General features: G+C 74.7%; 21 protein-coding genes. 8 read left to right on the forward strand and 13 right to left on the reverse strand.

Annotated features, from left to right (window positions below):
• Positions 1 to 91: 91 nt before the first annotated feature.
• On the reverse strand, positions 92 to 868 hold the full coding sequence (locus tag ACI79T_RS15835; RefSeq protein ID WP_456611038.1) for a hypothetical protein: 777 nt from the start codon (positions 866 to 868) through the stop codon (positions 92 to 94).
• Between the two features lie 357 nt (positions 869 to 1,225).
• Between ACI79T_RS15835 and ACI79T_RS15840 the strand changes: the two genes are divergently transcribed.
• Complete coding sequence (locus tag ACI79T_RS15840; RefSeq protein WP_456611039.1) at positions 1,226 to 1,774, forward strand: copper resistance CopC family protein; 549 nt, start codon at positions 1,226 to 1,228, stop codon at positions 1,772 to 1,774.
• On the forward strand, positions 1,771 to 3,165 hold the full coding sequence (locus ACI79T_RS15845) for a copper resistance D family protein (protein WP_456611040.1): 1,395 nt from the start codon (positions 1,771 to 1,773) through the stop codon (positions 3,163 to 3,165). Before ACI79T_RS15840 ends, ACI79T_RS15845 begins: the two co-directional genes overlap by 4 nt.
• A 22-nt stretch (positions 3,166 to 3,187) precedes the next feature.
• Here the strand turns inward: ACI79T_RS15845 and metH are convergent, their stop codons facing one another.
• Positions 3,188 to 6,988: a methionine synthase gene (metH, locus tag ACI79T_RS15850; RefSeq protein WP_456611041.1), complete on the reverse strand. Its 3,801-nt coding sequence runs from the start codon at positions 6,986 to 6,988 to the stop codon at positions 3,188 to 3,190.
• A gap of 221 nt (positions 6,989 to 7,209) precedes the next feature.
• Here metH and ACI79T_RS15855 point away from each other — a divergent pair, with 221 nt between their 5' ends.
• Positions 7,210 to 8,079 (forward strand): PAC2 family protein, encoded by an 870-nt coding sequence (locus ACI79T_RS15855; protein ID WP_456611042.1) that lies wholly within the window; start codon positions 7,210 to 7,212, stop codon positions 8,077 to 8,079.
• A gap of 76 nt (positions 8,080 to 8,155) precedes the next feature.
• Here ACI79T_RS15855 and ACI79T_RS15860 read toward each other — a convergent pair whose 3' ends face one another.
• From ACI79T_RS15860 to mshC, 3 genes are all read right to left on the reverse strand, one after another.
• The gene (locus ACI79T_RS15860) at positions 8,156 to 8,488 is read right to left on the reverse strand and encodes a hypothetical protein (protein ID WP_456611043.1); all 333 of its coding nucleotides are present in this window, start codon (positions 8,486 to 8,488) and stop codon (positions 8,156 to 8,158) included.
• 103 nt (positions 8,489 to 8,591) lie between these two features.
• Positions 8,592 to 9,644 carry an HD domain-containing protein gene (locus ACI79T_RS15865; RefSeq protein ID WP_456611044.1) on the reverse strand — a complete coding sequence of 351 codons (1,053 nt, stop codon included), beginning with the start codon at positions 9,642 to 9,644 and terminating at the stop codon, positions 8,592 to 8,594.
• On the reverse strand, positions 9,644 to 10,894 hold the full coding sequence (gene mshC / locus ACI79T_RS15870; protein ID WP_456611045.1) for a cysteine--1-D-myo-inosityl 2-amino-2-deoxy-alpha-D-glucopyranoside ligase: 1,251 nt from the start codon (positions 10,892 to 10,894) through the stop codon (positions 9,644 to 9,646). The genes ACI79T_RS15865 and mshC overlap by 1 nt, the downstream gene beginning before the upstream one ends.
• Positions 10,895 to 10,999: 105 nt before the next feature.
• Here mshC and ACI79T_RS15875 point away from each other — a divergent pair, with 105 nt between their 5' ends.
• On the forward strand, positions 11,000 to 11,716 hold the full coding sequence (locus ACI79T_RS15875) for a maleylpyruvate isomerase family mycothiol-dependent enzyme (RefSeq protein ID WP_456611046.1): 717 nt from the start codon (positions 11,000 to 11,002) through the stop codon (positions 11,714 to 11,716).
• 20 nt (positions 11,717 to 11,736) lie between these two features.
• Here the strand turns inward: ACI79T_RS15875 and ACI79T_RS15880 are convergent, their stop codons facing one another.
• From ACI79T_RS15880 to ACI79T_RS15900, 5 genes are all read right to left on the reverse strand, one after another.
• Entirely contained in the window at positions 11,737 to 12,012 is a 276-nt protein-coding gene (locus ACI79T_RS15880) for a hypothetical protein (RefSeq protein ID WP_456611047.1), read from the reverse strand.
• On the reverse strand, positions 12,009 to 12,395 hold the full coding sequence (locus tag ACI79T_RS15885; RefSeq protein ID WP_456611048.1) for a VOC family protein: 387 nt from the start codon (positions 12,393 to 12,395) through the stop codon (positions 12,009 to 12,011). The genes ACI79T_RS15880 and ACI79T_RS15885 overlap by 4 nt, the downstream gene beginning before the upstream one ends.
• 156 nt (positions 12,396 to 12,551) lie before the next feature.
• Positions 12,552 to 13,301 carry an SCO1664 family protein gene (locus ACI79T_RS15890; RefSeq protein ID WP_456611049.1) on the reverse strand — a complete coding sequence of 250 codons (750 nt, stop codon included), beginning with the start codon at positions 13,299 to 13,301 and terminating at the stop codon, positions 12,552 to 12,554.
• A 14-nt stretch (positions 13,302 to 13,315) separates the two neighbouring features.
• Positions 13,316 to 13,867, reverse strand: a complete 552-nt coding sequence (locus ACI79T_RS15895; RefSeq protein ID WP_456611050.1) for a DUF3090 family protein — start codon at positions 13,865 to 13,867, stop codon at positions 13,316 to 13,318.
• 57 nt (positions 13,868 to 13,924) lie between these two features.
• Entirely contained in the window at positions 13,925 to 14,623 is a 699-nt protein-coding gene (locus ACI79T_RS15900; RefSeq protein WP_456611051.1) for a histidine phosphatase family protein, read from the reverse strand.
• 183 nt (positions 14,624 to 14,806) lie between these two features.
• On the opposite strand from ACI79T_RS15900, the gene ACI79T_RS15905 reads away from it, so the two are divergent.
• Positions 14,807 to 16,366 carry an AMIN-like domain-containing (lipo)protein gene (locus ACI79T_RS15905; protein ID WP_456611052.1) on the forward strand — a complete coding sequence of 520 codons (1,560 nt, stop codon included), beginning with the start codon at positions 14,807 to 14,809 and terminating at the stop codon, positions 16,364 to 16,366.
• 127 nt (positions 16,367 to 16,493) lie between these two features.
• On the opposite strand, the gene ACI79T_RS15910 is transcribed toward ACI79T_RS15905, so the two are convergent.
• The gene (locus ACI79T_RS15910; RefSeq protein ID WP_456611053.1) at positions 16,494 to 16,970 is read right to left on the reverse strand and encodes a MarR family transcriptional regulator; all 477 of its coding nucleotides are present in this window, start codon (positions 16,968 to 16,970) and stop codon (positions 16,494 to 16,496) included.
• 50 nt (positions 16,971 to 17,020) lie between these two features.
• Between ACI79T_RS15910 and ACI79T_RS15915 the strand changes: the two genes are divergently transcribed.
• Positions 17,021 to 17,863, forward strand: coding sequence for an alpha/beta fold hydrolase (locus tag ACI79T_RS15915; RefSeq protein ID WP_456611054.1), 843 nt, complete (start codon positions 17,021 to 17,023; stop codon positions 17,861 to 17,863).
• A 12-nt stretch (positions 17,864 to 17,875) separates the two neighbouring features.
• Here ACI79T_RS15915 and ACI79T_RS15920 read toward each other — a convergent pair whose 3' ends face one another.
• The gene (locus ACI79T_RS15920; RefSeq protein WP_456611055.1) at positions 17,876 to 18,742 is read right to left on the reverse strand and encodes an undecaprenyl-diphosphate phosphatase; all 867 of its coding nucleotides are present in this window, start codon (positions 18,740 to 18,742) and stop codon (positions 17,876 to 17,878) included.
• A gap of 160 nt (positions 18,743 to 18,902) precedes the next feature.
• Between ACI79T_RS15920 and ACI79T_RS15925 the strand changes: the two genes are divergently transcribed.
• Complete coding sequence (locus ACI79T_RS15925) at positions 18,903 to 19,883, forward strand: aldo/keto reductase (protein ID WP_456611056.1); 981 nt, start codon at positions 18,903 to 18,905, stop codon at positions 19,881 to 19,883.
• On the forward strand, positions 19,880 to 21,829 hold the full coding sequence (locus tag ACI79T_RS15930) for an AAA family ATPase (protein WP_456611057.1): 1,950 nt from the start codon (positions 19,880 to 19,882) through the stop codon (positions 21,827 to 21,829). Before ACI79T_RS15925 ends, ACI79T_RS15930 begins: the two co-directional genes overlap by 4 nt.
• Before the next feature lie 2 nt (positions 21,830 to 21,831).
• Here ACI79T_RS15930 and ACI79T_RS15935 read toward each other — a convergent pair whose 3' ends face one another.
• Positions 21,832 to 22,635 (reverse strand): DUF2470 domain-containing protein, encoded by an 804-nt coding sequence (locus tag ACI79T_RS15935; RefSeq protein WP_456611058.1) that lies wholly within the window; start codon positions 22,633 to 22,635, stop codon positions 21,832 to 21,834.
• Positions 22,636 to 22,669 lie beyond the last annotated feature (34 nt).

The raw sequence follows: 22,669 nt of genomic DNA on the forward strand, positions 1-22,669 counted from the left end.
CCGCCCCCCCCCCCCCCCCCCGCCCCCCCCCCCCGCCCCCCGCCCGCCCCCCCCCCCCCCCCCCCCCCCCCCCCCCCCCCCGGCAGCCGGATCAGACCTGCTCGGCCTGACGACGGCGGTAGGCGACGGCACCGGCGGCAGCCGCACCGACCGCGGCCAGGGCGCCGACCCCGATGGCGGCCTGGTTCTCGATGCCGGCCGTGTCACCGGCGCCGGTCTCGGCACCACCGGCGGGGGCGGTGCCCATCTGCGCGACCTCGAGCGCACCGCAGGCGGCCGGGGCGGTGGCCTCCATGGGCAGCGACGGGTCGAGGTCGCTCATGACATTCCCGTCGTAGGCGCCGCTGCCGTCCTTGTCGATCCCGTGCACCACGAGCACGGCGGTGCCGTCCTCGAACGCCTGGTGCACGTCGTCGGTGACCTCGAAGGTGCGCTCGTAGCTGATCGAGCCGCCCTCGGCGGTCGGGAAGCGGTCGATCGCCAGGCCGCTGTCCGGGCCGGTGTCGCCGCTGGTGGTCAGCGACGTGCCGATGGCGCCGTAGTACTTCGCGGCCTCGCTGACGCTCACGAAGCCGTCGCCGTCGGCGTCGTCGGCGAGGTCGTTGGTCGGGCACTCGCCCAGGGCGCCGATGTGGAAGTGCTGGGCGTGCGGCGAGCCGGCGAGCAGCCCGGTCGCCTCGACCATGACCGTCGCGGTGTTGCCGTCCAGGGTGACCATCCCGGTGCCGGTGACGCCCGACTGGTTCACCGCGCCGAGGTCGGCCTGGTAGCTGTGGGCGCCCTCGTGGGCGGAGGCCGTGGAGACGGCCAGCAGCGGGAACGCCGCGGCGGCGAGTGCGACGGTCGGGAGTGCGAGTGCCTTGCGCATGGTGTGCTCCTCGTGCTCGGAGTGAGGGCGGCGGTCGGAACCGTCCACCCGTCGTGCCGGCCGGCGCGCCGGTGCGCCGTCCGTGGATCCGGTCCGGAGACCCGGAGCAGCGGCGATCCCCCGCAGGAGGTCCCCCTGCTGTCGCGCTGTCCGACCTGCATTCGGGCCCTGGGGCCGGATCGGTTCACCCCCACCGGAAAACTTTCGACGGCGCGGCACCGGGTTGACCACGAAGGGGTGGTCCCCCACGCTGGCCGGGCCACGGGCAACCGGAAACCCGGCTGCGAACGAAGGACGGGCATGACTCCTCCGCGACGCGCGCCCCTCGACCAGAGCCGCCGGCGACGAGGTGCGGCAGTGCTGCTCGCCCTGGTCGGCGTGCTGTTCCTGGGTGCGACCCCGTCGGCGCTCGCGCACGACGGTCTGGTGGGCACCAGCCCGGCAGCGGGGACCACCGTCGATACGGCGCCCTCCGCCGTCCAGCTGGACTTCACCGGCGAGCCGCTCCCGCTCGGCACCCAGGTCGCGGTGGTCGGTCCCGACGGCACGCCGGTCTCCGCAGGGGCCGCCGAGATCCGCGGTACGTCGGTGGTCCAGCCGCTCGCCGCCGACCTGCCCGCCGGGACCTACCGCGTCGACTGGCGGAGCACCTCCTCCGACGGGCACCCGCTGTCGGGCGGCTTCGACTTCACCGTTGCCACGGCCGGCATGCCGAGCGGTCCGGCGTCCGCGGTGCCGGCGGAGGAGCCGGTGGCGGAGGAGCCCGTGGCGCCGTCGCCGGCGGCCGCGGGCCACGACGTGGCCGCTCCGGCCGACGACGGCTCGGCGGTGTGGCCCGTGGTCGGCGCCATCGTCCTCATCGGGCTCGGCGTCCTCGTGGTGGACCGGCTGCGCAGGCGCGCGTGAGCCCCGCCGGCACCGTGGCGTCTGCGCCGCCCGCACCCGTCGAGGGCCGGCCGCGGCAGGCAGGCCGGGCGCCGTGGCGCGCGGTCCTGCTCACGGGCGGGGGTCTCGCCGCGCTCCTCGCCGGCGCGCTGGTCGTCGGGGGCGGGGCCCCCGCCACCGCACCGTCCGGGCTTCCCGGCGCCGGCCGGCTCGTCGAGTGGGGGCTGCCCGTGGTGACCCTCGCCGGTCGGATCGCCGCCGTCGGCACCGTGGGCGCGCTGCTCGCCGCTGCCGTCCTGCTGCCCGGCCCGGCCGGGCAGCCCGGGGAGTCGCGGCGGGCGCTCCGGGCGGCGTCCGCCTGGGCGCTGGCCTGGACGGTGGCGACGGCGCTGGGCGCGCTGCTCACGGTCAGCCGGCTCGTCGGCACCGCCCCCACCTCGCTGACCGGGGAGTCATTGCGCATCTTCGTCGAGGACACCGGGGCCGGTCGCGCGGCCCTGTTGGGAGTGGCGCTCGGCGGCCTCGTCGCGGTCGCCGCCCGCCGCTGCACCGGCGTGCCCGCCGCGGGCCTGCTGCTGGTCGTGGCGCTGACGGCGCTCGTCGTCCCCGTCGTGCTCAGCGGGCACTCGGCCGGGGCGGAGGACCACCTGCTGGCGGTCACGACGCTCGGCGTCCACGTCGTCGCCGCGACCGTCTGGGTCGGGGGCCTGCTCGCCCTCCTCGTCCACGGCCCACGCGGGGCGGCGGCGGCCGGGGCCGCGACCCGGTACAGCCGGGTGGCGCTGGCCTGCTTCCTGGCGACGGCCGGCTCCGGTGTCCTCGCCGCGGTGCTGGTGCTGGGCGGCACCGCGGCGGCGCTCGCCGCGCTGGGCACCGGTTACGGCGCGTTGCTGCTGGCGAAGACCGCCGGGCTGACCGTGCTGGGCGTGCTCGGCCTGCACCACCGCCGGCTGACCCTGCCCCGGCTGCGCGCGGGCGACGGCCGAGACTTCCGCCGGTTCGCCGCCGGGGAGGTGGTGCTCATGCTCGCGACCGTGGCGCTGGCCGTCGCGCTCGCGGCCTCACCGCCACCGATGGCCGCCGGGCACGCCGCTCCGGGCACCGCCGCCCAGGGGCCGCAGGCGATCGCGACCGCGGACCCGATGGCCGGGCACGACCACGGGGAGCTGTCGGTGGGTGTGCTGGTCGACGCCACGCGCTTCCACGTCGCCGGCCCGGTGGCCGCCGGCTCCCGGGTCACCGTGCACAACGCCACCGACGCCGAGGTGACGCTCACCGCGGCCGACGGGTCGTTCGACGTCACCGTCCCCGGCGGGACGCTGACGACCTTCCTGGCCCCTCAGGAGTCGGGTGAGCACCGGTTCACCAGCCGGCACTCGGCAGCCTTCGCCGACGTGCTCGTCGTCGAGTGACCCCGCCGGATGGCCGGCCGGGTCACTCGTCCTCGGTGCGGTAGCCCAGGTTGGGCGAGAGCCACTTCTCCGCCTCGTCGACCGTCCAGCCCTTGCGCTGCGCGTAGTCCTCGACCTGGTCGCGGCCGACCCGGCCCAGGACGAAGTACTGCGACTCCGGGTGGGAAAAGTACAGGCCGCTGACCGCGGCGCCCGGCCACATCGCCATGCTCTCGGTGAGCTGGATGCCGGTGGCCGCCTCGACGTCGAGCAGGTCCCAGATGGTCAGCTTCTCGGTGTGCTCGGGGCACGCCGGGTAGCCGGGGGCCGGGCGGATGCCGGCGTACTTCTCGGCGATCAGCGACTCGTTGTCCAGGCGCTCGCCGGCGGCGTAGCCCCAGAACTCGGTGCGCACCCGCTCGTGCAGCCGCTCGGCGAACGCCTCCGCCAGCCGGTCGGCCAGCGCCTCGAGCATGATCGCGCTGTAGTCGTCGTTGTCCTTCTTGAACGCCGCGACGCGCTCGGCCGAGCCCAACCCGGCGGTGACGGCGAACGCCCCGACGTAGTCGCGCAGCCCGGTCCGCTTCGGCGCCACGAAGTCGGCCAGCGACTTGCGTGGTGACCCGTCCCGACCCTCCGTCTGCTGGCGCAGCTGGTGCAGCGTCGTCCGGACGGCGGTGCGGGACTCGTCGGTGTAGACCTCGATGTCGTCGCCGTCGACCTGGTTGGCCGGGAAGAGCCCGAACACGCCGCTGGCGCGCAGCCACCGCTCCCCGATGATCCGGTCGAGCATCGCCTGGGCGTCCTCGTAGAGGCGCCGGGCGGCCTCGCCGGTCGCCGGGTTGTGCAGGATGTCCGGGAACCGGCCCCGCATCTCCCAGGCGTTGAAGAACGGCTGCCAGTCGATGTAGCCGCGCAGCTCCTCGAGCGGGTAGTCCGGCAGCGCCTTGACGAACTGGGTGGCCGCGTCGTGCAGGTGGTCGCAGCCGGGACCGGCACAGACGTCCTTGGCCTGCTGCAGGAGCATCCGCGGGCGCGGCGGCGAGTAGTCCGTCCAGTCGATCGGTGGGGCGGCGCTCCGTGCGGTCGCGATCGGCAGCAGCGAGCGGCTGTCCTGGCGCGCGGCGTGCCGCTCCCGCAGCGCCGCGTAGTCCGCGTCGGTCTCGGCGAGCAGCTTCGGGCGCTGGTCGTCCGACAGCAGCGCGGCGACCACCGGCACCGAGCGGGAGGCGTCCTTGACCCAGATGACCGGGCCGGAGTACTTCTGCGCCACCTTCACCGCGGTGTGCGCCCGGGAGGTGGTGGCGCCGCCGATGAGCAGCGGGATCGTGAAGCCCTGCCGCTCCATCTCCGACGCCAGGGTGACCATCTCGTCCAGCGAGGGCGTGATCAGGCCGGAGAGCCCGATGATGTCGGCGCCCTCGGCCTTGGCGGCGTCCAGGATCTTCTGCGCCGGGACCATGACGCCCAGGTCGACGACGTCGTAGTTGTTGCACTGCAGGACGACGCCGACGATGTTCTTGCCGATGTCGTGGACGTCGCCCTTCACGGTGGCCATGACGACCTTGCCGTTGCTGCGCTCGGCGTCGCCGGGCTGCTTCTCCGCCTCGATGAACGGGATCAGGTAGGCGACGGCCTTCTTCATCACCCGGGCGGACTTGACCACCTGCGGCAGGAACATCTTCCCGGCGCCGAACAGGTCGCCGACGACGTTCATGCCGGACATCAGCGGACCCTCGATCACCTCGATCGGCCGGCCGCCGCGGGCGGCGATCTCGCGCCGCAGCTCCTCGGTGTCGTCCTCGACGAACCCGTCGATGCCCTTGACCAGCGCGTGGGTGATCCGCTCCCCCACCGGCAGGCTGCGCCACTCCTCGGTGGCGACCTCCTTGACGGTGCCGTCGCCGGCGAAGTCGCCGGCGATCTCCAGCAGCCGCTCGGTGGCGTCCGGCCGCCGGTTGAGGATCACGTCCTCGATCCGCTCGCGCAGCAGCTCCGGCACCTCGTCGTAGACCTCGAGCGCGCCGGCGTTGACGATGCCCATGTCCATGCCGGCTCGGATGGCGTGGAAGAGGAACACCGCGTGGATGGCCTCGCGCACCGGGTTGTTGCCGCGGAAGGAGAACGAGACGTTGGAGACGCCGCCGGAGACCAGCGCGCCCGGCAGGTTCTGCTTGATCCAGCGGGTGGCCTCGATGTAGTCCAGCCCGTAGTTCGCGTGCTCCTCGATGCCCGTGGCGACGGCGAAGACGTTCGGGTCGAAGATGATGTCCTCGGCCGGGAAGCCGACCTGGCCGGTGAGGATGTCGTAGGCCCGGCGGCAGATCTGCTTACGGCGCTCGAGGTCGTCGGCCTGACCGTCCTCGTCGAAGGCCATGACGACGACGGCGGCGCCGTACTTGCGGCACAGCTCCGCCTCACGGACGAACTCCTCCTCGCCGTTCTTCAGCGAGATGGAGTTGACGATCGCCTTGCCCTGCACGCACTTGAGCCCGGCCTCGATGACCGCCCACTTGGAGGAGTCGATCATCGTGGGCACGCGGCTGATGTCGGGTTCGGCGGCGATCAGCTTCGTGAAGCGGTCCATCGCCTCGACGCCGTCGATCATCCCCTCGTCCATGTTGACGTCGATGACCTGGGCGCCGGCCTCGACCTGCTGGCGGGCGACGGCGAGGGCGGCCGGGTAGTCGCCGGCCTTGATCAGGTTCCGGAAGCGGGCCGACCCGGTGATGTTGGTGCGCTCGCCGACGTTGACGAACAGGCTGTCCTCGGTGACGACCAGCGGCTCCAGGCCGGACAGCCGCAGCGCGGGCCGGGTCACGGCCGGCGTCCGCGGGGTGCTGCCCTCGACGGCCCGGGCGATGGCCGCGATGTGCGCGGGCGTGGTGCCGCAGCAGCCGCCGACGAGGTTGACGAAGCCGGCGTCGGCGAACTCGGCGACGATCGCGGCGGTCTCCTCGGGCGACTCGTCGTACTCGCCGAAGGCGTTGGGCAGGCCGGCGTTCGGGTAGCAGGAGACGAAGGTGTCGGCGACCCGCGAGATCTCGGCGATGTAGGGCCGCATCTCCTTGGCGCCGAGCGCGCAGTTCAGGCCCACCAGCAGCGGCTGCACGTGCCGGACCGAGTACCAGAACGCCTCGGTCACCTGACCGGAGAGCGTGCGGCCGGAGGCGTCGGTGATCGTGCCGGAGATGAACACCGGCCAGCGGCGGCCGCGCTGCTCGAACAGCGTCTCCAGCGCGAAGATCGCCGCCTTGGCGTTGAGCGTGTCGAAGATCGTCTCGATCAGCAGCGCGTCCGCGCCGCCGTCGACCAGGCCGCCGGCCTGCTCCAGGTAGGCCTCGACGAGCTGGTCGAAGGTGACGTTGCGCGCGCCGGGGTCGTTGACGTCGGGCGAGATGGACGCCGTCCGGCTGGTCGGGCCGATGGCGCCGACGACGAACCGCGGCTTCTCCGGCGTGCGCTCGGTCATCGCGTCGCACTCGCGGCGGGCCAGCCGGGCCGAGGCGACATTGAGCTCGTAGGCCAGGTCCTGCATGCCGTAGTCGGCCAGCGAGATCGTGGTCGCGTTGAAGGTGTTGGTCTCGATCAGGTCGGCGCCGGCCTCGAGGTACTCGCGGTGGATGCCGGCGATCAGCTCGGGCTGGGTGAGGCTGAGCAGGTCGTTATTGCCCTGCACGTCGCTCGGCCAGTCGGCGAACCGCTCTCCGCGGTAGCCGGCCTCGTCGGGGCGGTCCCGCTGGATCGCCGTCCCCATCGCGCCGTCGAGCACCAGGATGCGCTGCTCCAGCAGAGCGGTGAGCTGCGCGGTGGCGTCGGGACGGACGGAGGGGGATGCGGGCACGGGCTTCCTCGCGGTTCGATCTGGGGCCGGCCGATCCGGGTGCGGGCCGATCCGGGTGCTGCCGCGCCGCGGTGCCCGGACGGGACACCGGGGGCGTCGACAGCAGCAACGTCTGGGCCATGGTCTCATTCCGCGCGTCCGCGGCCGGGTGTCGGCGCCGGTCACCCGGACGCGTGGCGCGCACCCGGGGCCGGCGACCGGATCGACGTAGGCTGACAGGGGTGATCAGTCCCCAGTCCAGCGCCGCCGACCTCCCGCAGCTCACCGACCCGGTGGTCGTGGTCGCGTTCGAGGGCTGGAACGACGCCGGTGACGCCGCCACGGGCGCCGTCGAGCACCTGGAGCTGATCTGGGACGCCAAGCCGCTCGCCGCCCTGGATCCCGAGGACTACTACGACTTCCAGGTCAACCGGCCGACGGTCTCCCTGGTCGACGGGGTCAGCCGGCGCATCGAGTGGCCGACGACCCGCATCTCGGTGGCCCACCCGGAGGGCCTGGGCCGGGACGTGGTGCTCATCCGCGGCATCGAGCCCAACATGCGCTGGCGCAGCTTCTGCGAGGAGCTGATCGACGTCCTCGAGGAGCTCGACGTGTCGATCGTCGTCGCGCTCGGGGCCCTGCTCGCCGACACGCCGCACACCCGGCCGACGCCGGTGACCGGATCGGCCTACGACGGCGAGTCGGCGCGGGCCCACGGGCTGGAGACCTCCCGCTACGAGGGGCCGACCGGCATCCTCGGCGTGTTCCAGGACGCCTGCGTCCAGGCCGGGCTGCCGGCGATCAGCTTCTGGGCGGCCGTGCCGCACTACGTGTCGCAGCCGCCGTCGCCGCGCGCCACGGTGGCGCTGCTGCAGCGGGTCGAGGAGGTCCTGGAGACCACCGTGCCGCTGGGAGCCCTGCCGCAGCAGGCCGACGAGTGGGTGCAGACCGTCGACGAGATGGCCAGCGAGGACGCCGAGGTGGTTGAGTACGTCCGGTCCCTGGAGGAGCGGGCGACGGAGGTCGACCTGTCGCAGGCCAACGGCGATCAGATCGCCCGCGAGTTCGAGCGCTACCTGCGCCGCCGCGGCGGTTCCGCCGGCGGCGCCTGACGTCCGGTCCGCCGTCGGGTGCCGGCCTGTCGTCGTCCCGACCCGACGGAGGCCGCGACAGCCCGACAGCCGACGCTCAGCCACCCGTGACGAACGCCCGGGCTTCCCGCAGGTAGGCCAGGCAGGCCGCCTCGTCGGGGTCGCGGATCTCCACCCACTCCCGCATGGGACGCCCGGGCCGGGGCGAGCACGGCTCGCCCTGTCCGCCGGCGATCAGCGCGGCGACCCGGTCGGCGGGCAGCTTGACGACCAGTGCGTCCGCGGCGGCGAAGCCGTAGAACTTCCCGCCCGTCCGCAGCCCGGGTGCGTGCAGCATGCGCGCCTGCTCGTCTCCGGGGTGCTGCGCCAGCAGCCGGTCGGCGGCGGCGGCGAACGCGGACGTGCGATCGGTCGGGAGCTGCTGCGCCATGCCGGACCCCTTCGTGGCCGTGGACCCGCTCCGGGCCGGGTCCATCGAAGCAGGACCCGGCCGCGCGCGGGGCGGTCCGCGGCGCGGTGCGGCTGCGGGCCGGTCAGCCGGTGGGCAGCAGCGGGCGCATCTGCGCCGCGGTGTCGGTGCCGAACAGCCGGTCGTGCGTGGCGAGGGCGAACCGGTCGGTCATCCCGGAGACGTGGTCGACCACCTGGGTGAGCGGGTCGGCCTCGGTGTCGCGGTAGGTGGCCGGGATGAGCTCGGGGTGCGCCAGGTGGTGGTCGACGAGCCGGCGGATGACGTCGACGGCCAGGTGCTTCTGGCCCGCGGCGACGTCGGAGGCGTAGACGCGGGCGAACATGAAGTCGCGCAACTCGTGCATGGCCTGCAGCGCCTCGGCGTCCATCACGACCGCGCCGGCCGCGTTGGCCGGGGACAGCGAGCCGGCGACGACGGCGTCGATCATCGCGCCGACCATCTGGCTGCCGGGCTGCCCGAAGACGGCGACGGCGCGCGCCGGCAGGTCTGCGGTGCGGATGACCCCGGCGCGGGCGGCGTCCAGCGCGTCGTGGGACAGGTAGCCGATGCGGTCGGCGTAGCGCACGCACTCGGCCTCCCTGGTGGCCGGCGGCGGGTCGATCTTCCAGCTGTGCGCCCGGATGCCGTCCCGGACCTCCCAGGTGAGGTTGAGGTCCTCGAGCACCTCGACGATCCGCACGCCCTGGGCGGCGTGGTGCCACCCGCCGGGCACGTAGGGGTCGAACGCCTCCTCCCCGATGTGCCCGAACGGCGAGTGCCCGACGTCGTGGCCGAGCGCGATCGCCTCGGCGAGCGGCTCGTTGAGCCCGAGCGCCCGGGCCAGCGAGCGCGCCACCTGGGTGACCTGCAGCGTGTGGGTCAACCGGGTGACGAAGTGGTCGCCGTCCGGGTTGAGGAAGACCTGCGTCTTGTGCTTGAGCCGCCGGAACGCCTTGGCGTGCAGGATCCGGTCGCGGTCCCGCTCGAACGCCGTCCGCAGCGCGTCCTCGGGCTCGGGTCGAGCCCGCCCCCGGCTGGCCGCTGACCGCGTGGCGGCGGGCGCGAGCTGCTCCTCGGCCTGCTCGCGCGCGGCGCGGTCGGTCAGCCGGAACGGGCCGGCGGGGGCGCTGGTCATCAGCTGCCCTGCAGCTCCACGCCGAGCAGCGCGTCGACGGCGTCGCACACCACCCGGGGCGCCTGCTCCTCGAGGTCGTCGCCGTCGGCCAGCGTGCGCTCGGCCCAGGCGTCGACCACGGCGATCGCACCCGGGCTGTCCAGGTCGTCGGCCAGCCGGTCGCGCAGCCCGTGCAGGACCGCGGCGGCCGGCGCGCCGGCGTCGCGAGATACCGCGCGCCGCCACGTCGCCAGCCGCTCCTCGGCTTGCGTCAGCAGCTCCGCCGTCCAGGCGCGGTCGGTGCGGTAGTGGCCCGACAGCAGGGCGAGCCGGATGGCCATCGGGTCCACGCCCTCGCCGCGCAGCTTGGACACGAACACGAGGTTGCCCCGGCTCTTGCTCATCTTCTCGCCGTCCAGGCCGATCATCGCCGCGTGCACGTAGGCCTTGGCGAACGGCTTGGTGGCGGTCAGCGCCTCGGCGTGGACGGCGGAGAACTCGTGGTGCGGGAAGACCAGGTCGCTGCCGCCGCCCTGCACGTCGAAGCCCATGCCGATCGTGTCCAGGGCGATCGCGGCGCACTCGATGTGCCAGCCGGGCCGGCCGCGCGTCCCGCGCGGCCCGAGCCACGCCGGCTCACCGGGGCGCTCCCCTCGCCACAGCATCGGATCCAGCCGGTTCCGCTTGCCCGCCCGGTCGGGATCTCCCCCGCGCTCGGCGAAGAAGCCCAGCATCGCCGGCTCGTCGTAACCGGACTCCGAGCCGAACCCGGGCGCCTGCGCCACGTCGTGGTAGACGTCGCCGGTGCCGTCGTCCAGCACGTAGGCCAGGCCCTCGTCGAGCAGCCGCTCGATGTGCTCGACGATCCGGGGGATCGACTCGACCGCGCCGACGTAGTCCTCCGGCGGCAGTACCCGCAGCGCCGTCATGTCCTCGCGGAACAGCGCGGTCTCGCGCATGCCCAGGACGACCCAGTCCTCGGAGTCGCGCGCGGCGCGGTCGAGCAGCGGGTCGTCGATGTCGGTGACGTTCTGCACGTAGTGCACCGCGTGCCCGGCGTCGCGCCACATCCGGTTGACCAGGTCGAAGGCCAGGTACGTGGCGGCGTGCCCGAGGTGCGTGGCGTCGTACGGGGTGATGCCGCAGACGTACATGCGGGCCGTCCGGTCGGGCGTGGTCGCGACGATCTGCCGCTGGGCGGTGTCGTAGACCTTGAGGACGGGGCCGGTGCCGGGCAGGGTCGGCAGCAGCGGAGCGGGCCAGGAGAGCACGGCACGAGCCTAGAGCCGAGGTCCGACGACGCTGACCCGCCGGTCCGTGCGGGTCATCACGTCGGAGGGGTCGTCCCGGTCCCACCGGCCGCGGGAGGAGGAGCGATGGAGCTCGACGAGTACCTGCCGGCCCTGCGGAGGACGAACGCGCGGTTCGCCGACGCCGCCGCGGAGGCCGTGCTCGCCGGCGGCTGGAGTGCCCGCGTGCCCGGTTGCCCCGACTGGACGCTGGCCGATCTGGTCTGGCACCTGGCCGAGGTGCAGCACTTCTGGGCCTGGATGCTGCGCGTCCGCCCCGAGGCCCCGTCGGCCTACGTCCCGCTCCACCGCCGCCCCGACGGCGAGCTGCTGGGCTACGGCTCCGCGCAGAGCGCCGAGCTGGAGACGGCGCTGGCCGGCGCGGACCCCGGCGGGCGGGTCTGGACGTGGGCCCCGCAGCAGGACGTCGCCTTCGTGCTGCGCCGCCAGCTGCAGGAGGCCACCGTGCACACCGCCGACGTCGAGCAGGTGCTCGGCGACGTCCGGCCGATCCCCGCCGCCGTGGGCCTGGACGGGCTGGACGAGTGGCTGGAGGTCATGGTGCCGGCCGCGCTCCCGGATGGGCCGCCCGAGCAGGCGCACCCGGTCGTCCTGCACGCCGTGGACGCCGACGCCGAGCGCACCCTCTTCCCCGGCACCCGGCCCTTCCCGATCGCGGCGCTCACTGGCACCGCCGGCGACCTGCTGCTCGCGGTCTGGCGCCGGGTGCCGCTGGAGGTCCTCACCGTCGACGGCGACCCGCTCCAGGCCGCCGCGATGATCGGCCTGGTGAGCAACGACTGAACGGGGGCGGCGGGTGGCGATCACTCCTCCACGTACGCCTCCGTGGTCCACGGGTCACCGGGCTCCTGTCGTTCGGCGAGGTGGCCCGATGGCAGCCTCCGCAGGCCGGTCAGCGCCTCCGCGTACCGGGTGAAGACCTCACCGGTGTGCACGGTGACGAGGTGCTCCGGTTCCGCGGTGGTGTTGCACAGGAAGGCCCACGTGCCGTCGTCGTAGTGGATCACCAGTCGCAGCGGCTCCAGGCCACCGAGCACGAACGTGGAGATGATCGAGCGGTGATCCTGGTCCGCCGTCACGGCCAGGTCACCGCGTGGCGGTCGAACTCGTCGCCGGTCTGGACGCCGACCACGCAGAAGACCAGTCCGGCCGGGTCGAGCAGCTGCCAGAACGAACCCATGTCCGCGTGCCGGGTGGCGCCCAGGGCCTCCAGGCGCGCCACCTCGGCGGGGATGTCGTCGGTCTCGACGTCGACGTGCCAGCGCGGCGGCGTCCCCGCGCCCGTCCGCTGCACCTCGACGTGCCACCCGTCGGCGAAGGACCCGAGCGACGCCCACTTCTCGTCGTCCGGATCCGGCTCGGCCGGTCGGCCGGTGGCTCCGGCCCAGAAGGCGCTCCCCGCCGCGTGGTGCTCCGGCGGCAGGTCGAGCAGGAGGATGGAGAGACGGCTGCGATGCGGCATGGCCCGCATCCTGGACCGGCCCACCGACAGCCGGGCGCCCGGACGAGACGAACCGGCGACGACGCACACGAACTCATGGCACGCGAACACGCAGGAACGCGGTAATGGCGGGCCCGATAACCGCGCGGAGACGTATCGGGGCGGTCAGTGGTCAGCTCAGAAGGGCGGCCAGGGCAGGGCGGGCCACTCGCCGCTGGGCTCGGGGTGCCGGCCGGTGCGCAGCAGCTCGGCGACCCGCCGCTGGGTGCAGCGCACCTCGGTGCGGGTCAGGTGCTCGTGCAGCTGCTCCCCCAGCCCGTCCCGCAGCTCGTCGGACAGCCGCTCCAGCACGGCGATCGCCTCCGCGGGCAGCGGCGTGCCCGCCCAGCGCCACAGCAGCGTGCGCAGCTTGGGGTCGACGGAGAAGCAGATGCCGTGGTCGACGCCGTACACGTGGCCGTCGGGCATCGGGATGATGTGCCCGCCCTTGCGGTCGGCGTTGTTCACCACGGCGTCGAAGACGGCCATGCGGCGCAGCGCGGGGTCGTCGCGGCGGACGAACGCGGGCAGGTCGACGTCGGGGTCGCCGTCCACCCAGAGCTGGACCATGCCGGGGCCGAAGGGCCCCTCCCGCAGCACGGTGGGGGGCACGACCTGCCAGCCGGTCGCCTCGGAGACCAGGTAGGCGGAGATCTCCCGGCCGGCGAGCGTGCCGTCGGGGAAGTCCCAGAGCGGCCGCTCCCCCGCGACGGGCTTGTAGACGCACTCGGCGGCGAGGGTGTCCGTCCGGATGGCGCCGACGAGCGTCACGTTGGATGCGTCCAGCATCCGGCCCTCGACGTCGATGACGCCCTCGGTGAGCAGCTGGTGGGTCTCGGTGTCGTCGGCGGGCGGGCGGAGGCCGGGGTCGGCGGGCCGCTCGCTCATCGAGGGGTCGCCGCTCAGCGGCGGTAGCCGTTCTGCCGCGGGCACACGTGGCCCACCGGGTCGAGCGGCAGCGAGCACAGCGGGCAGGAGGGCCGGCCGGCCGCGACCACCCGGAGGGCGCGGGCCACGAACGCCCGCGCGGCCATCGGCGTGATCGTCACCCGCAGGGCGTCGGGGCCCTCGTCGCTGTCGGAGAGGATGGCGTCCTCGTCGATGGGCTCCTCGCCGGCGGCGACGGCCTCGACCACGACCGCCTCCGCGGTGCCGTCCCAGGCCAGGCCCATGGCGGCGACCCGGAACTCCTCCTCGACCGGCGCGGTGAGCGGCTCCAGGTCGTCGACGTCGGCCTCGGCGGGGATGGCGGAGTCGGCCCGGTTGCTGACCTCGTCGAGGAGCTCGTTCATCCGGTCGGCCAGCACCTGGACCTGGGTCTTCTCCAGCGCCACGCTGACCGTGCGGCCGGCGTCGTCGGTGGCCTGCAGGTAGAACGTGCGGTCCCCGGGCTGACCCACCGTTCCTGCGACGAAGCGGCTGGGGCGATCGAAGAGATGGACCTGGCGGGGCACGCGCCCAGGTTACGCGGGGCCGCCGACGGGCCGGGGAGGCAAGTCGGCGTCGGCGGCTCAGGCGGGGGTGCCGGACCCGCCGCCCACCACCGCGTCGGAGGAGGCCTTGCGGCGGCGGCCCTTGCGCGGCGGCGGGATCAGACCCGAGACGTCGCCCCCGGTGTCGTTGATGCGGGCGACGAACGGCCGGGTATCGGTGTAGGAGATCACCGAGATCGATGCCGGGTCGACGACGATCCGCTGGAACTGGTCCAGGTGCAGGCCGAGCGCGTCGGCGAGGATCGCCTTGATGACGTCGCCGTGGCTGCAGGCCAGCCACACCGCGTCGGGGCCGAGCCGGGCGTTCCACTCCCGGACCGCGGCGACGGCGCGGGCCTGGGTCTGGGCGAGCCCCTCCCCCTCCGCCCCGGGGAAGACGGCCGCGGACGGGTGCTGCTGCACGACCTTCCACAGCGGCTCCTTGACCAGCTCCTTGATGCTCCGGCCGGTCCAGTCGCCGTAGCGCGCCTCACCCAGCCGGTCGTCGGTCTGCGGCTCCAGCTCGCGGCCGGCGACGACGGCGCCGACGGTCTGCCGGCAGCGCTCCAAGGGGCTGCTGACGACGGCGGCCAGCGGCACCTTCGCCAGCCGCTCCCCCACCGCCTGCACCTGCGCCTGACCGGTCTCGTCCAGCTGGACGCCGGGCGTCCAGCCGGCCAGCACGCCGCCGGTGTTCGCCGTCGACCGGCCGTGCCGCAGGAGGATGACGGTGGTCACGGGGCGAGCGTAGGCGGTGGTCCGCCCGTCCCCGGGTCCGTGGCCCCGGGGACGGCTTCCTGGGTCCGGGTGGCCCGGTGCACATGACGATCCGATGACAGGAGACCGGATGTGTTGAAGGGGCGCCGTGTGCGGGCAGGGGTCCGAGGGACCGGAAACCCCGAGACCGGAAGCGAGATCGCGATGATGCGACTGCTCCTCGCCGGGCTGGGTGCCAGCACGCTGCTGGTGACCACCGGCTCCACCACGCCAATACCACCGGACGTCGTCCCGACCGGGCCGAGTGGGCCCGGCACGCTCCTGATGGCCGACCAACCACTGCCCCCGGTCGGCGACCCGGGCACCGAGACCGTGGAGACCGGGGACTTCCCGGCCAGCGGCACCCCCGCCTACCTGACCGACGTGCGTGCCGCCGGGCACGAGACCTTCGACCGGTTCGTCCTCGAGTTCGAGGGCGACGAGGTCCCCAGCTACCAGGTCGGCTACGTCGAGCCGCCGATCACCGAGGACGGCTCGGGTCGGCAGGTAGAGGTGGCCGGCTCGGCGTTCCTGCAGGTGCAGGTCAGCCCGGCCAGCGGGGTCGACCCTTCCGGCGAGCAGCCCCGGGAGACCTACACCGGGCGCGAGCAGATCACCGCCCCCGGCGGCCAGGTGATCGCCGAGGCGGTCCAGACCGGCGACTTCGAGTCGTTGCTGTCCTGGACGATCGGGCTGGAGGAGCGGGTGCCCTTCGGGGTGACCACCTTCGCCGACCCGGCGCGCCTGGTCGTCGACGTCCTGCACCAGTCCGGCGGGGACGGCGGCTCCGGCAGCCTCGAGCCCGTCGGCCAGGGCGGCACCGCCGACGTCGACGCCGACGCCACCGGATCGCCGGTCACGCTGACCGACGTGCGGCTGGGTGCGCACGACGGCTTCGACCGGATCGTCTTCGAGCTCTCCGGCGACGGCGAGGCCGGCTACGAGATCGGTTACACCGAGGACCCGCGCAGCGCGGGCTCGGGCAAGCCGCTGGAGGTCCCCGGTGAGGCCACCCTGGGGATCACGCTGTCCAACCTGCTGTATCCCGGTGACGCCCCCGAGGACGTCCAGCCGTGGGACGGCGAGCAGCGGCTGGAGATCGCCGGGACCAGCGTGCTGGAGGCCCTGGTCGCCGACACCCTCTTCGAGGGCCGCTACTCCTTCTACGCCGGCCTGGACCAGCAGCGCCCGTTCGCCGTGGCCCGGCTGTCCGACCCCCAGCGGATCGTGATCGACGTGCTCGACCGAGAGCCGGGCAGCGGCATCTCCCTCGGTGAGACGTGCACCAGCCCGGCCGGGTACGCCGTCGACTACCCCTCGGACTGGTCGGTCAACGCGGGTGAGACCGTGCCGGCCTGCAGCCGGTTCTCCCCGCAGGACTTCGACGTGCCCGACGCCACCGACGTGCGCGTGGCCGCGATCGCCTTCTCGGTCGAGTCGGTGGCCTTCGACCGGGTGACCCAGGAGCAGCCCGGGGAGCAGGCGCGCCGCGAGCTGACCGTGGACGGCCGGGAGTCGGTGCGGATCGAGCGGACCGCCACCGGCGAGGGCTTCTGGCCCGAGGGCACGCCCTCGACCCGGTACGCCGTCCGGCTCCCGGACGGCGAGGACGGCCCGCGCACCCTGGTCGCCGACACCGTCGGTCTGCCGAAGTTCGACCACCAGGGCAACGTCGCGGTGCTCGACGCGATGATCGGGACGCTGGATCTCGACGCCGAGGGCTGAGTTCCACGGCACCCGTAGCGACCCGGAGCCGGTGCGGCTCCGGGTCGCCACCGCGCTGCTCCAACGGTCGTCGTCCGGCCTCGCCGGAGCGGGACCACGTCGGTCACGGAGTGAGCGCAGGGTGTCCTCACCGCTCCCCGGCCGCGCCGTGACCGACCAGGCCGCCCACCGCGGCCACCATGTCGTCGAGGAACGCATCGATCACCGTTCGCTCGTCCGCCGTCCGGGCCGCCAGGACGTCGGCCGTGGCGTCGATGAGCGGGCCGAAGAACGCCCAGCCCAGATCCTTGGCCGACTCCTGCACGACGACGTCGACCCGGCGGCGGTCGTCGGTCCGCGCGGTGCGGCGGACGTGGCCGGCACGTTCCAGGCGGTCCAGCAGGGCGGTCACCGACGCGGTCGTCAGCCGGAGCTCGCCCGCCAGCCAGGTGGGGCTGGCGGGGACGCCGGCCCGCTCCCGGTCCAGCAGGCAGGTCAGCGCCCGGACGTCGGTCGCGGTGAGCCCGTTCCGTGCCGCGAAGGCGCCCGCCGCCGTGTCGAGCAGGACGGTGAGGGCACGCAGCCGGTGGACGGCAGCCGGCGCCGAGCGGGATTCCGGGGCCACCGCCGCAGTCTAGGTTGCCAAGTAGCTAGACAGCCTAGTTACCTGTCGGGGTGGACTTCGCGACGAGCTACGAGGCGGCGGCCGCGCACTGGCCGGCCGGTTCGGCACGGATCGAGGTCCCGACGTCGTGGGGGCGCACGCACCTGCTGGCCGCGGGACCGGCCAGCGCTCCGGCCGTCGTGCTGCTGCACGGCGACGGCGCGACGGCCACCGCGTGGGCCGGGGTGGCCGCCGCCCTGGCCGACCGGTTCCGCGTGCTGGCGCCCGACCAGCCGGGCAACCCCGGGCGCAGCGGCAGCAGCCGCCCGTTCCGGTCGACGGCGGACCAGGCCGGCTGGCTCGGCGAGGTCCTCGCGGGAACCACCGACGGCCCGTTCCACCTGGCCGGTCACTCGGCCGGCGCACACCTGGCGCTCTCCTACGCCCTGGCCGGAGCGGTCCCGCGGCCGACGTCACTGGCGCTGCTGGACCCGACCGCCTGCTTCGCGGGCTTCAGCCCGCGCTACCTGCTGCACGCCGCGCCGTCGCTGCTGCGCCCCTCAGCCACGCGGATCCGGCGGTTCCTGGCCTGGGAGACCGGTGGCCGGCCGCTCGACCCGGCCTGGGTGGAGGTCTACGTCCGCGGGGCGACGGAGTCCCCGCGGACGCCGATCGTGCGCACCCGTCGTCCCTCGGCGGCGGACCTGGCCGCGCTGGACGTGCCCACGCTCGTGGTCGTCGCCGGGCGCAGCCGGGCGCACGACCCGGCCACCGTGGCCGCCGCCGCGGCGCGCCTGCCCACCGGCGAGGTGCAGGTGCTGCCGGAGGCCACCCACCACACCGTGCCCGTCCGGGACGCGACGCCGATCGCCGCGGCGATCGGCGCCCACGCGAACCGCGCGGCGGCGCGGTGAGCGCCGCCGCCGTCAGCGCGGCGCGGGCGAGGGGCTGATCTCGGTCGTGCCCACCGGGTCGAGCACGCCCGCGAAGACCAGCACGAGGATCAACAGGCCCAGCGCGATCCGGTAGACGACGAACGGGGTGAAGCTGCCCCGGTCCAGGTAGCGCAGCAGCCAGGCGATCACCGTGAGGCCGACGCCGAAGGCGATGACCGTCGCCAGGATCGTCGGCCCCCAGGAGATGGCCCGTCCCTCGACGTCGCCGCTCAGCGACTCGTAGACCTGGAAGAAGCCCGACCCGAGGACGGCGGGGACGGCGAGCAGGAACGAGTACCGGGCCGCGGCCGACCGGGAGTAGCCGAGGAAGAGGCCCATCGTGATGGTGCCGCCGGAGCGGGACACCCCGGGCACGAGCGCCATCGCCTGCGCGAACCCGAAGGCGATGCCGTGGCCGACGGTCAGCTCCGGGAGGTCGCGCTGCTTGGCGCCGACGCGGTCGGCCCAGTACAGGATGAACGAGAAGAGGATCAGCGCGACGGCGACGATCCGCAGGTCGCGCAGCGTCGTCTCGATCTGGTCCTGGAACAGCAGGCCGAGGACGACGATCGGCAGGGTGCCGACGATGATCAGCCACCCCATGCGGGCGTCGGGATCACCCTTCCGGCGGCCGGCCAGGGACTGCAGCCAGGCGACGATGATCCGCCCGATGTCCTTGCGGAAGTACAGCAGGACGGCGGCCTCGGTGCCGATCTGGGTGATGGCGGTGAACGCCGCGCCGGGGTCCTCCCAGCCGAAGGCCTCCCCCACCACCCGCAGGTGGGCGCTGGAGGAGATCGGCAGGAACTCGGTGAGCCCCTGGACGAGGCCGAGGACGATCGCTTCGATCCAGCCCATCTCAGCACCCCCCGGGCAGGATGCGGGCGGCCGGACGGAGGCGCGGGCGTTCGGGCACGGGTGCTCACCCTAGGCGTCACCCCGGGACCATCCGGCGCGCCGCCCCGAAGGCCCGGTGCTCCCGGGTGGCCGCCGGCCGGCGGCGGTAGGTTGGCCGGTCGTGGAGCAACGGGCGTTGGGGCGCAGCGGTCTGGTCGTGTCCCGGCTCGCGCTGGGCACGATGACGTGGGGCGGTGACACCGACGAGGACGAGGCCGCCATGCAGCTCACGGCCTTCGTCGACGCCGGCGGGACGCTGGTCGACACCGCCGACGTCTACTGCGAGGGCGAGAGCGAGCGGGTCCTCGGGCACCTGCTCGCCGACGTCGTCCCCCGGTCCGACGTCCTCGTCGCCACCAAGGCGGTCGGGCGCACCGGCAAGGGGCCGATGGGCCGCGGAGCCTCCCGCGGGCACCTGATCTCGGCGCTGGACGCCTCCCTGGAGCGCCTGGGGCTGGACCACGTCGACCTCTGGCAGCTGCACGCGTGGGACGAGACGACCCCGCTCGAGGAGACCCTCGCCGCCTGCGACCTCGCCGTCGCCTCCGGCCGGGCGCGCTACATCGGCGTCAGCAACTTCACCGGCTGGCAGACCGCCCAGGCCGCCACCTGGCAGCGGGCGTGGCCGGGCCGCACCCCGTTGGTGAGCACCCAGGTGGAGTACTCGCTGCTGCAGCGCGGGGTGGAGCGGGAGGTCGTGCCCGCCGCCGAGGCGCTGGGCCTGGGCGTGCTCGCGTGGTCGCCGCTGGGCCGCGGGCTCCTCACCGGCAAGTACCGGCACAGCACGCCGACGGAGTCCCGTGGCGCCTCGCCGCAGTGGGAGGCGTTCATCGACGGGCTCCGGTCGTCGAAGTCCGACCGCATCGTGGAGGCCGTCATCACCGCCGCCGACGGCCTGGGCACCAGCCCGCTGGCCGTGGCGCTGGCCTGGGTGCGCGACCGGCCCGGGGTCGTGGCACCGGTGGTCGGCGCCCGCACCGCCCAGCAGCTGCAGGCCTCGCTCGACGCCGACGTCGTCCGGCTGCCCGCGGCGATCCGCACGGCGCTGGAGGACGTCTCCGCGCCGCCCTTCACCTACCCCGAGCGACGGTCGGACCGGTGACCGCCGACCCCACCACCCCGGGACCGGACCTGGTCTTCGCCGCCTTCTGCACCGCCGGGCTGTGGCCCGGGCTGGGCAAGCGGACGGCGGCGGACCTCCCGGCCGCGGGCATCACCGGCCCCGACGACGTCACGGCCGACCGGCTGATGAAGCTGCCGCGGGTGGGCCGCCAGCGGGCGGAGCGGCTGTTCTCCAGCTTCCTGGCCGCCGCGCCCACCTACGAGGTCGTGGAGATGCTGGTGACCGCGGGGCTGCCGGCGAAGCTCGCCGCGGGCGTGGCCGACGGCCTGGGCCCCGACGCCGCGCGCCGGCTGCGGGACGACCCCTGGGCCCTGCTCGGGCTGCCCGGCGTGGCCCTCGGCGACGCCGACCGGCTGGCGATCGCCGTCCTCAAGGGCGCCGACAGGCAGGACGCCCGCCGCGGCCGGGCCATCGTCGGGCTGACGCTGCGGACCGCCACCCGCGACGGGCACACCGTGCTGCCGGTCGACCTGGTCGTGGCCGCGCTCCGGGCCGAGGGCATCGGCGACCCCGCCGCGGCGGTGATCGCCGCCGTGGACTCCGGGGAGGTGCTCGAGCACGAGCCGCCCCTCCCGGAGGACGACGACGCCGACGAGCCGGCCGAGCCGGACCCCTCGCTGCGCACCCTCTCCCTCGCCCGCTTCGGCATGGCCGAGGAGGCCGTGGCCGAGGGCGTGGCCCGGCTGGCGGCCGCCGCGGAGCGGATCGCCGACCCGGCGTCGGTGCGCTCGGTGGCCAAGGGCCTGGACGAGGCGCAGAAGCAGGCCGTGGCGCAGGTGCTCTCCGCCGGGGTCAGCCTGCTCACCGGCGGGCCGGGCACCGGCAAGAGCCGCACGGTCGCGGCCGTGGTGAAGCTGCTGCAGGCCAAGGGCACCGACGTGGCCCTGGCCGCCCCTACCGGGCGGGCCGCCAAGCGCCTGGAGGAGCTCACCGACCACCCCGCGGTGACGGTGCACCGGCTGCTCGGCGCGCAGGGTGCCTCCGGCGGCTTCTCGCGCACCGAGGAGTGGCCGCTGGACGCCGACGTCGTCGTGGTCGACGAGGCCTCGATGCTCGACGTCGAGCTGACCGCGGCGCTGCTGGAGGCCTGCCCGGACGGCACGCACCTGCTGCTGGTGGGCGACCCGGCGCAGCTGCCCTCGATCGGCCCCGGGCACGTCCTGGGCGACCTGATCGACTCCGGGGTCGTGCCGGTCACCGAGCTGACCACCCTGTACCGCCAGGCGGAGGGCGGGGCGATCGCCCGGCTGGCCGCGGCCGTGCGGGGCGGGGAGCTGCCGCCGGTGGACTCCCCCGACCGCGAGGTGGTCGTGGTGCCCGCCACCGGCAGCGCCGAGGCCTCCCGGCGGGTGGTGCAGCTGGTCACCGACTCCATCCCCCGCGCCCTGGGCATCGAGCCGTCCGCGGTGCAGGTGGTCACCCCCGTGCACCGCGGGCCGGCCGGCACCATCGAGCTGAACAAGGCGCTCAAGGCGCAGCTCAACCCCGGCGAGGGCGCGGTCTTCGGCTTCGACCCGGGCGACCGCGTGGTCGCCACCGCCAACCACCTGGACCTGGAGCCCACCGGCTTCGCCAACGGCGAGGTCGGCGTGGTGACCAAGGCCGGTGACGGCTCCCTCGACGTGGCGTTCGCCTCGGGCCCGGTCACCGTCAACGGGCAGGCGCTGTTCGACCTGCGGCACGGCTGGGCGATCACCGTGCACCGGGCGCAGGGCTCGGAGTGGCCGGGTGTGGTCGTCGTGCTGCCGCCCGAGGCGGGCGGGATGCTGTCGCGCCCGCTGGTCTACACCGCCCTCACCCGGGCCCAGCGGCACCTGTCGATCGTGCACGCCAGCGGTGCGGCGCTCGCCCGGGCGGTCCGCGACGTCGACGTGCGCCCGCGCCGCACCCGGCTGGCGGAGCTGCTGCGGGAGATCGCCGGCTGAGCTCAGCCCTCGCGGACCCGCCCGGCGCGGGCGGCGCAGAGCAGCTGCGCCACCGCCGGGCCGAGCTGGCCGGCGCAGGTGAGCGGCCGCGGGAAGGGGATCCGGACGTCGGTGTCCCCGTAGGGGCCCTCGACCCGCAGCCGGAAGCCGAACCGGTCCAGGCCGAGCGGCCGGACCACGTCCTCGGGGCCGACGAAACCGGCCGGCAGGCGGCCGGCCAGCTGCTGCAGGACGTCGGGGTGGCCGGTGGCGAGGTGCCGCAGGTGGTCGGCCTCGACGCCGGCCAGCAGGTCGGGCGAGGCAGCCGCGAACTCCTGGGGGCTCACGTCGACGCCCTCGCCGCCCTCACCGAGCACCACCTCGGCGAGATCCAGGCGCAGCAGCTCGGCGGTGCCCCCGACGTCGAGCAGCGCCGGGGTCGGCCGGATCTCGGCGAAGTCGAGGACGGCCGCGCGCCGGTCGGCCGGGCGGACCGGCGTCGCCCAGCCCGACAGCCACAGCTGGGCGCGGACGGGCCGGCGCAGCGTCACCGGGGCGTGGTCGCTGATCATCACGAGGGCGGAGAGGTCCTGGTCCGGAGCCACGCGGACCGCCGCGAGCAGGTCGCCGTCCGCCGGGACGACGAGCAGCACCTGGCCGGCCCGGGTGACGGTGTGCGCCAGCAGCCGGCCGCCTTCGACGCCGCGGGCACACGCGGTCGCCGCGGCGCGGGTGGCGACCGTGCGGGCGCGCTCGACGGCGGTGGGGCGCAGCGCGTCGGTCTCGGGACGGCGCTCGGACGCGGGGTGGCTCGGGCAGCTCGGCATGACCCCTCCTCGATCAGTTAGGGCAGCCTAACCA

Source organism: Blastococcus sp. SYSU DS0619 (assembly GCF_054051035.1).

Bases quoted from the DNA above. Each gene is read 5' to 3' on its own strand.
- ACI79T_RS15920 (WP_456611055.1), bottom strand. From the start codon at position 18,742: ATGGGCTGGATCGAAGCGATCGTCCTCGGCCTCGTCCAGGGGCTCACC.
- ACI79T_RS15875 (WP_456611046.1), top strand. From the start codon at position 11,000: ATGGAGCTCGACGAGTACCTGCCGGCCCTGCGGAGGACGAACGCGCGG.
- ACI79T_RS15885 (WP_456611048.1), bottom strand. From the start codon at position 12,395: ATGCCGCATCGCAGCCGTCTCTCCATCCTCCTGCTCGACCTGCCGCCG.
- ACI79T_RS15935 (WP_456611058.1), bottom strand. From the start codon at position 22,635: ATGCCGAGCTGCCCGAGCCACCCCGCGTCCGAGCGCCGTCCCGAGACC.
- ACI79T_RS15890 (WP_456611049.1), bottom strand. From the start codon at position 13,301: ATGAGCGAGCGGCCCGCCGACCCCGGCCTCCGCCCGCCCGCCGACGAC.
- ACI79T_RS15835 (WP_456611038.1), bottom strand. From the start codon at position 868: ATGCGCAAGGCACTCGCACTCCCGACCGTCGCACTCGCCGCCGCGGCG.
- ACI79T_RS15865 (WP_456611044.1), bottom strand. From the start codon at position 9,644: ATGACCAGCGCCCCCGCCGGCCCGTTCCGGCTGACCGACCGCGCCGCG.
- ACI79T_RS15860 (WP_456611043.1), bottom strand. From the start codon at position 8,488: ATGGCGCAGCAGCTCCCGACCGATCGCACGTCCGCGTTCGCCGCCGCC.
- ACI79T_RS15905 (WP_456611052.1), top strand. From the start codon at position 14,807: ATGATGCGACTGCTCCTCGCCGGGCTGGGTGCCAGCACGCTGCTGGTG.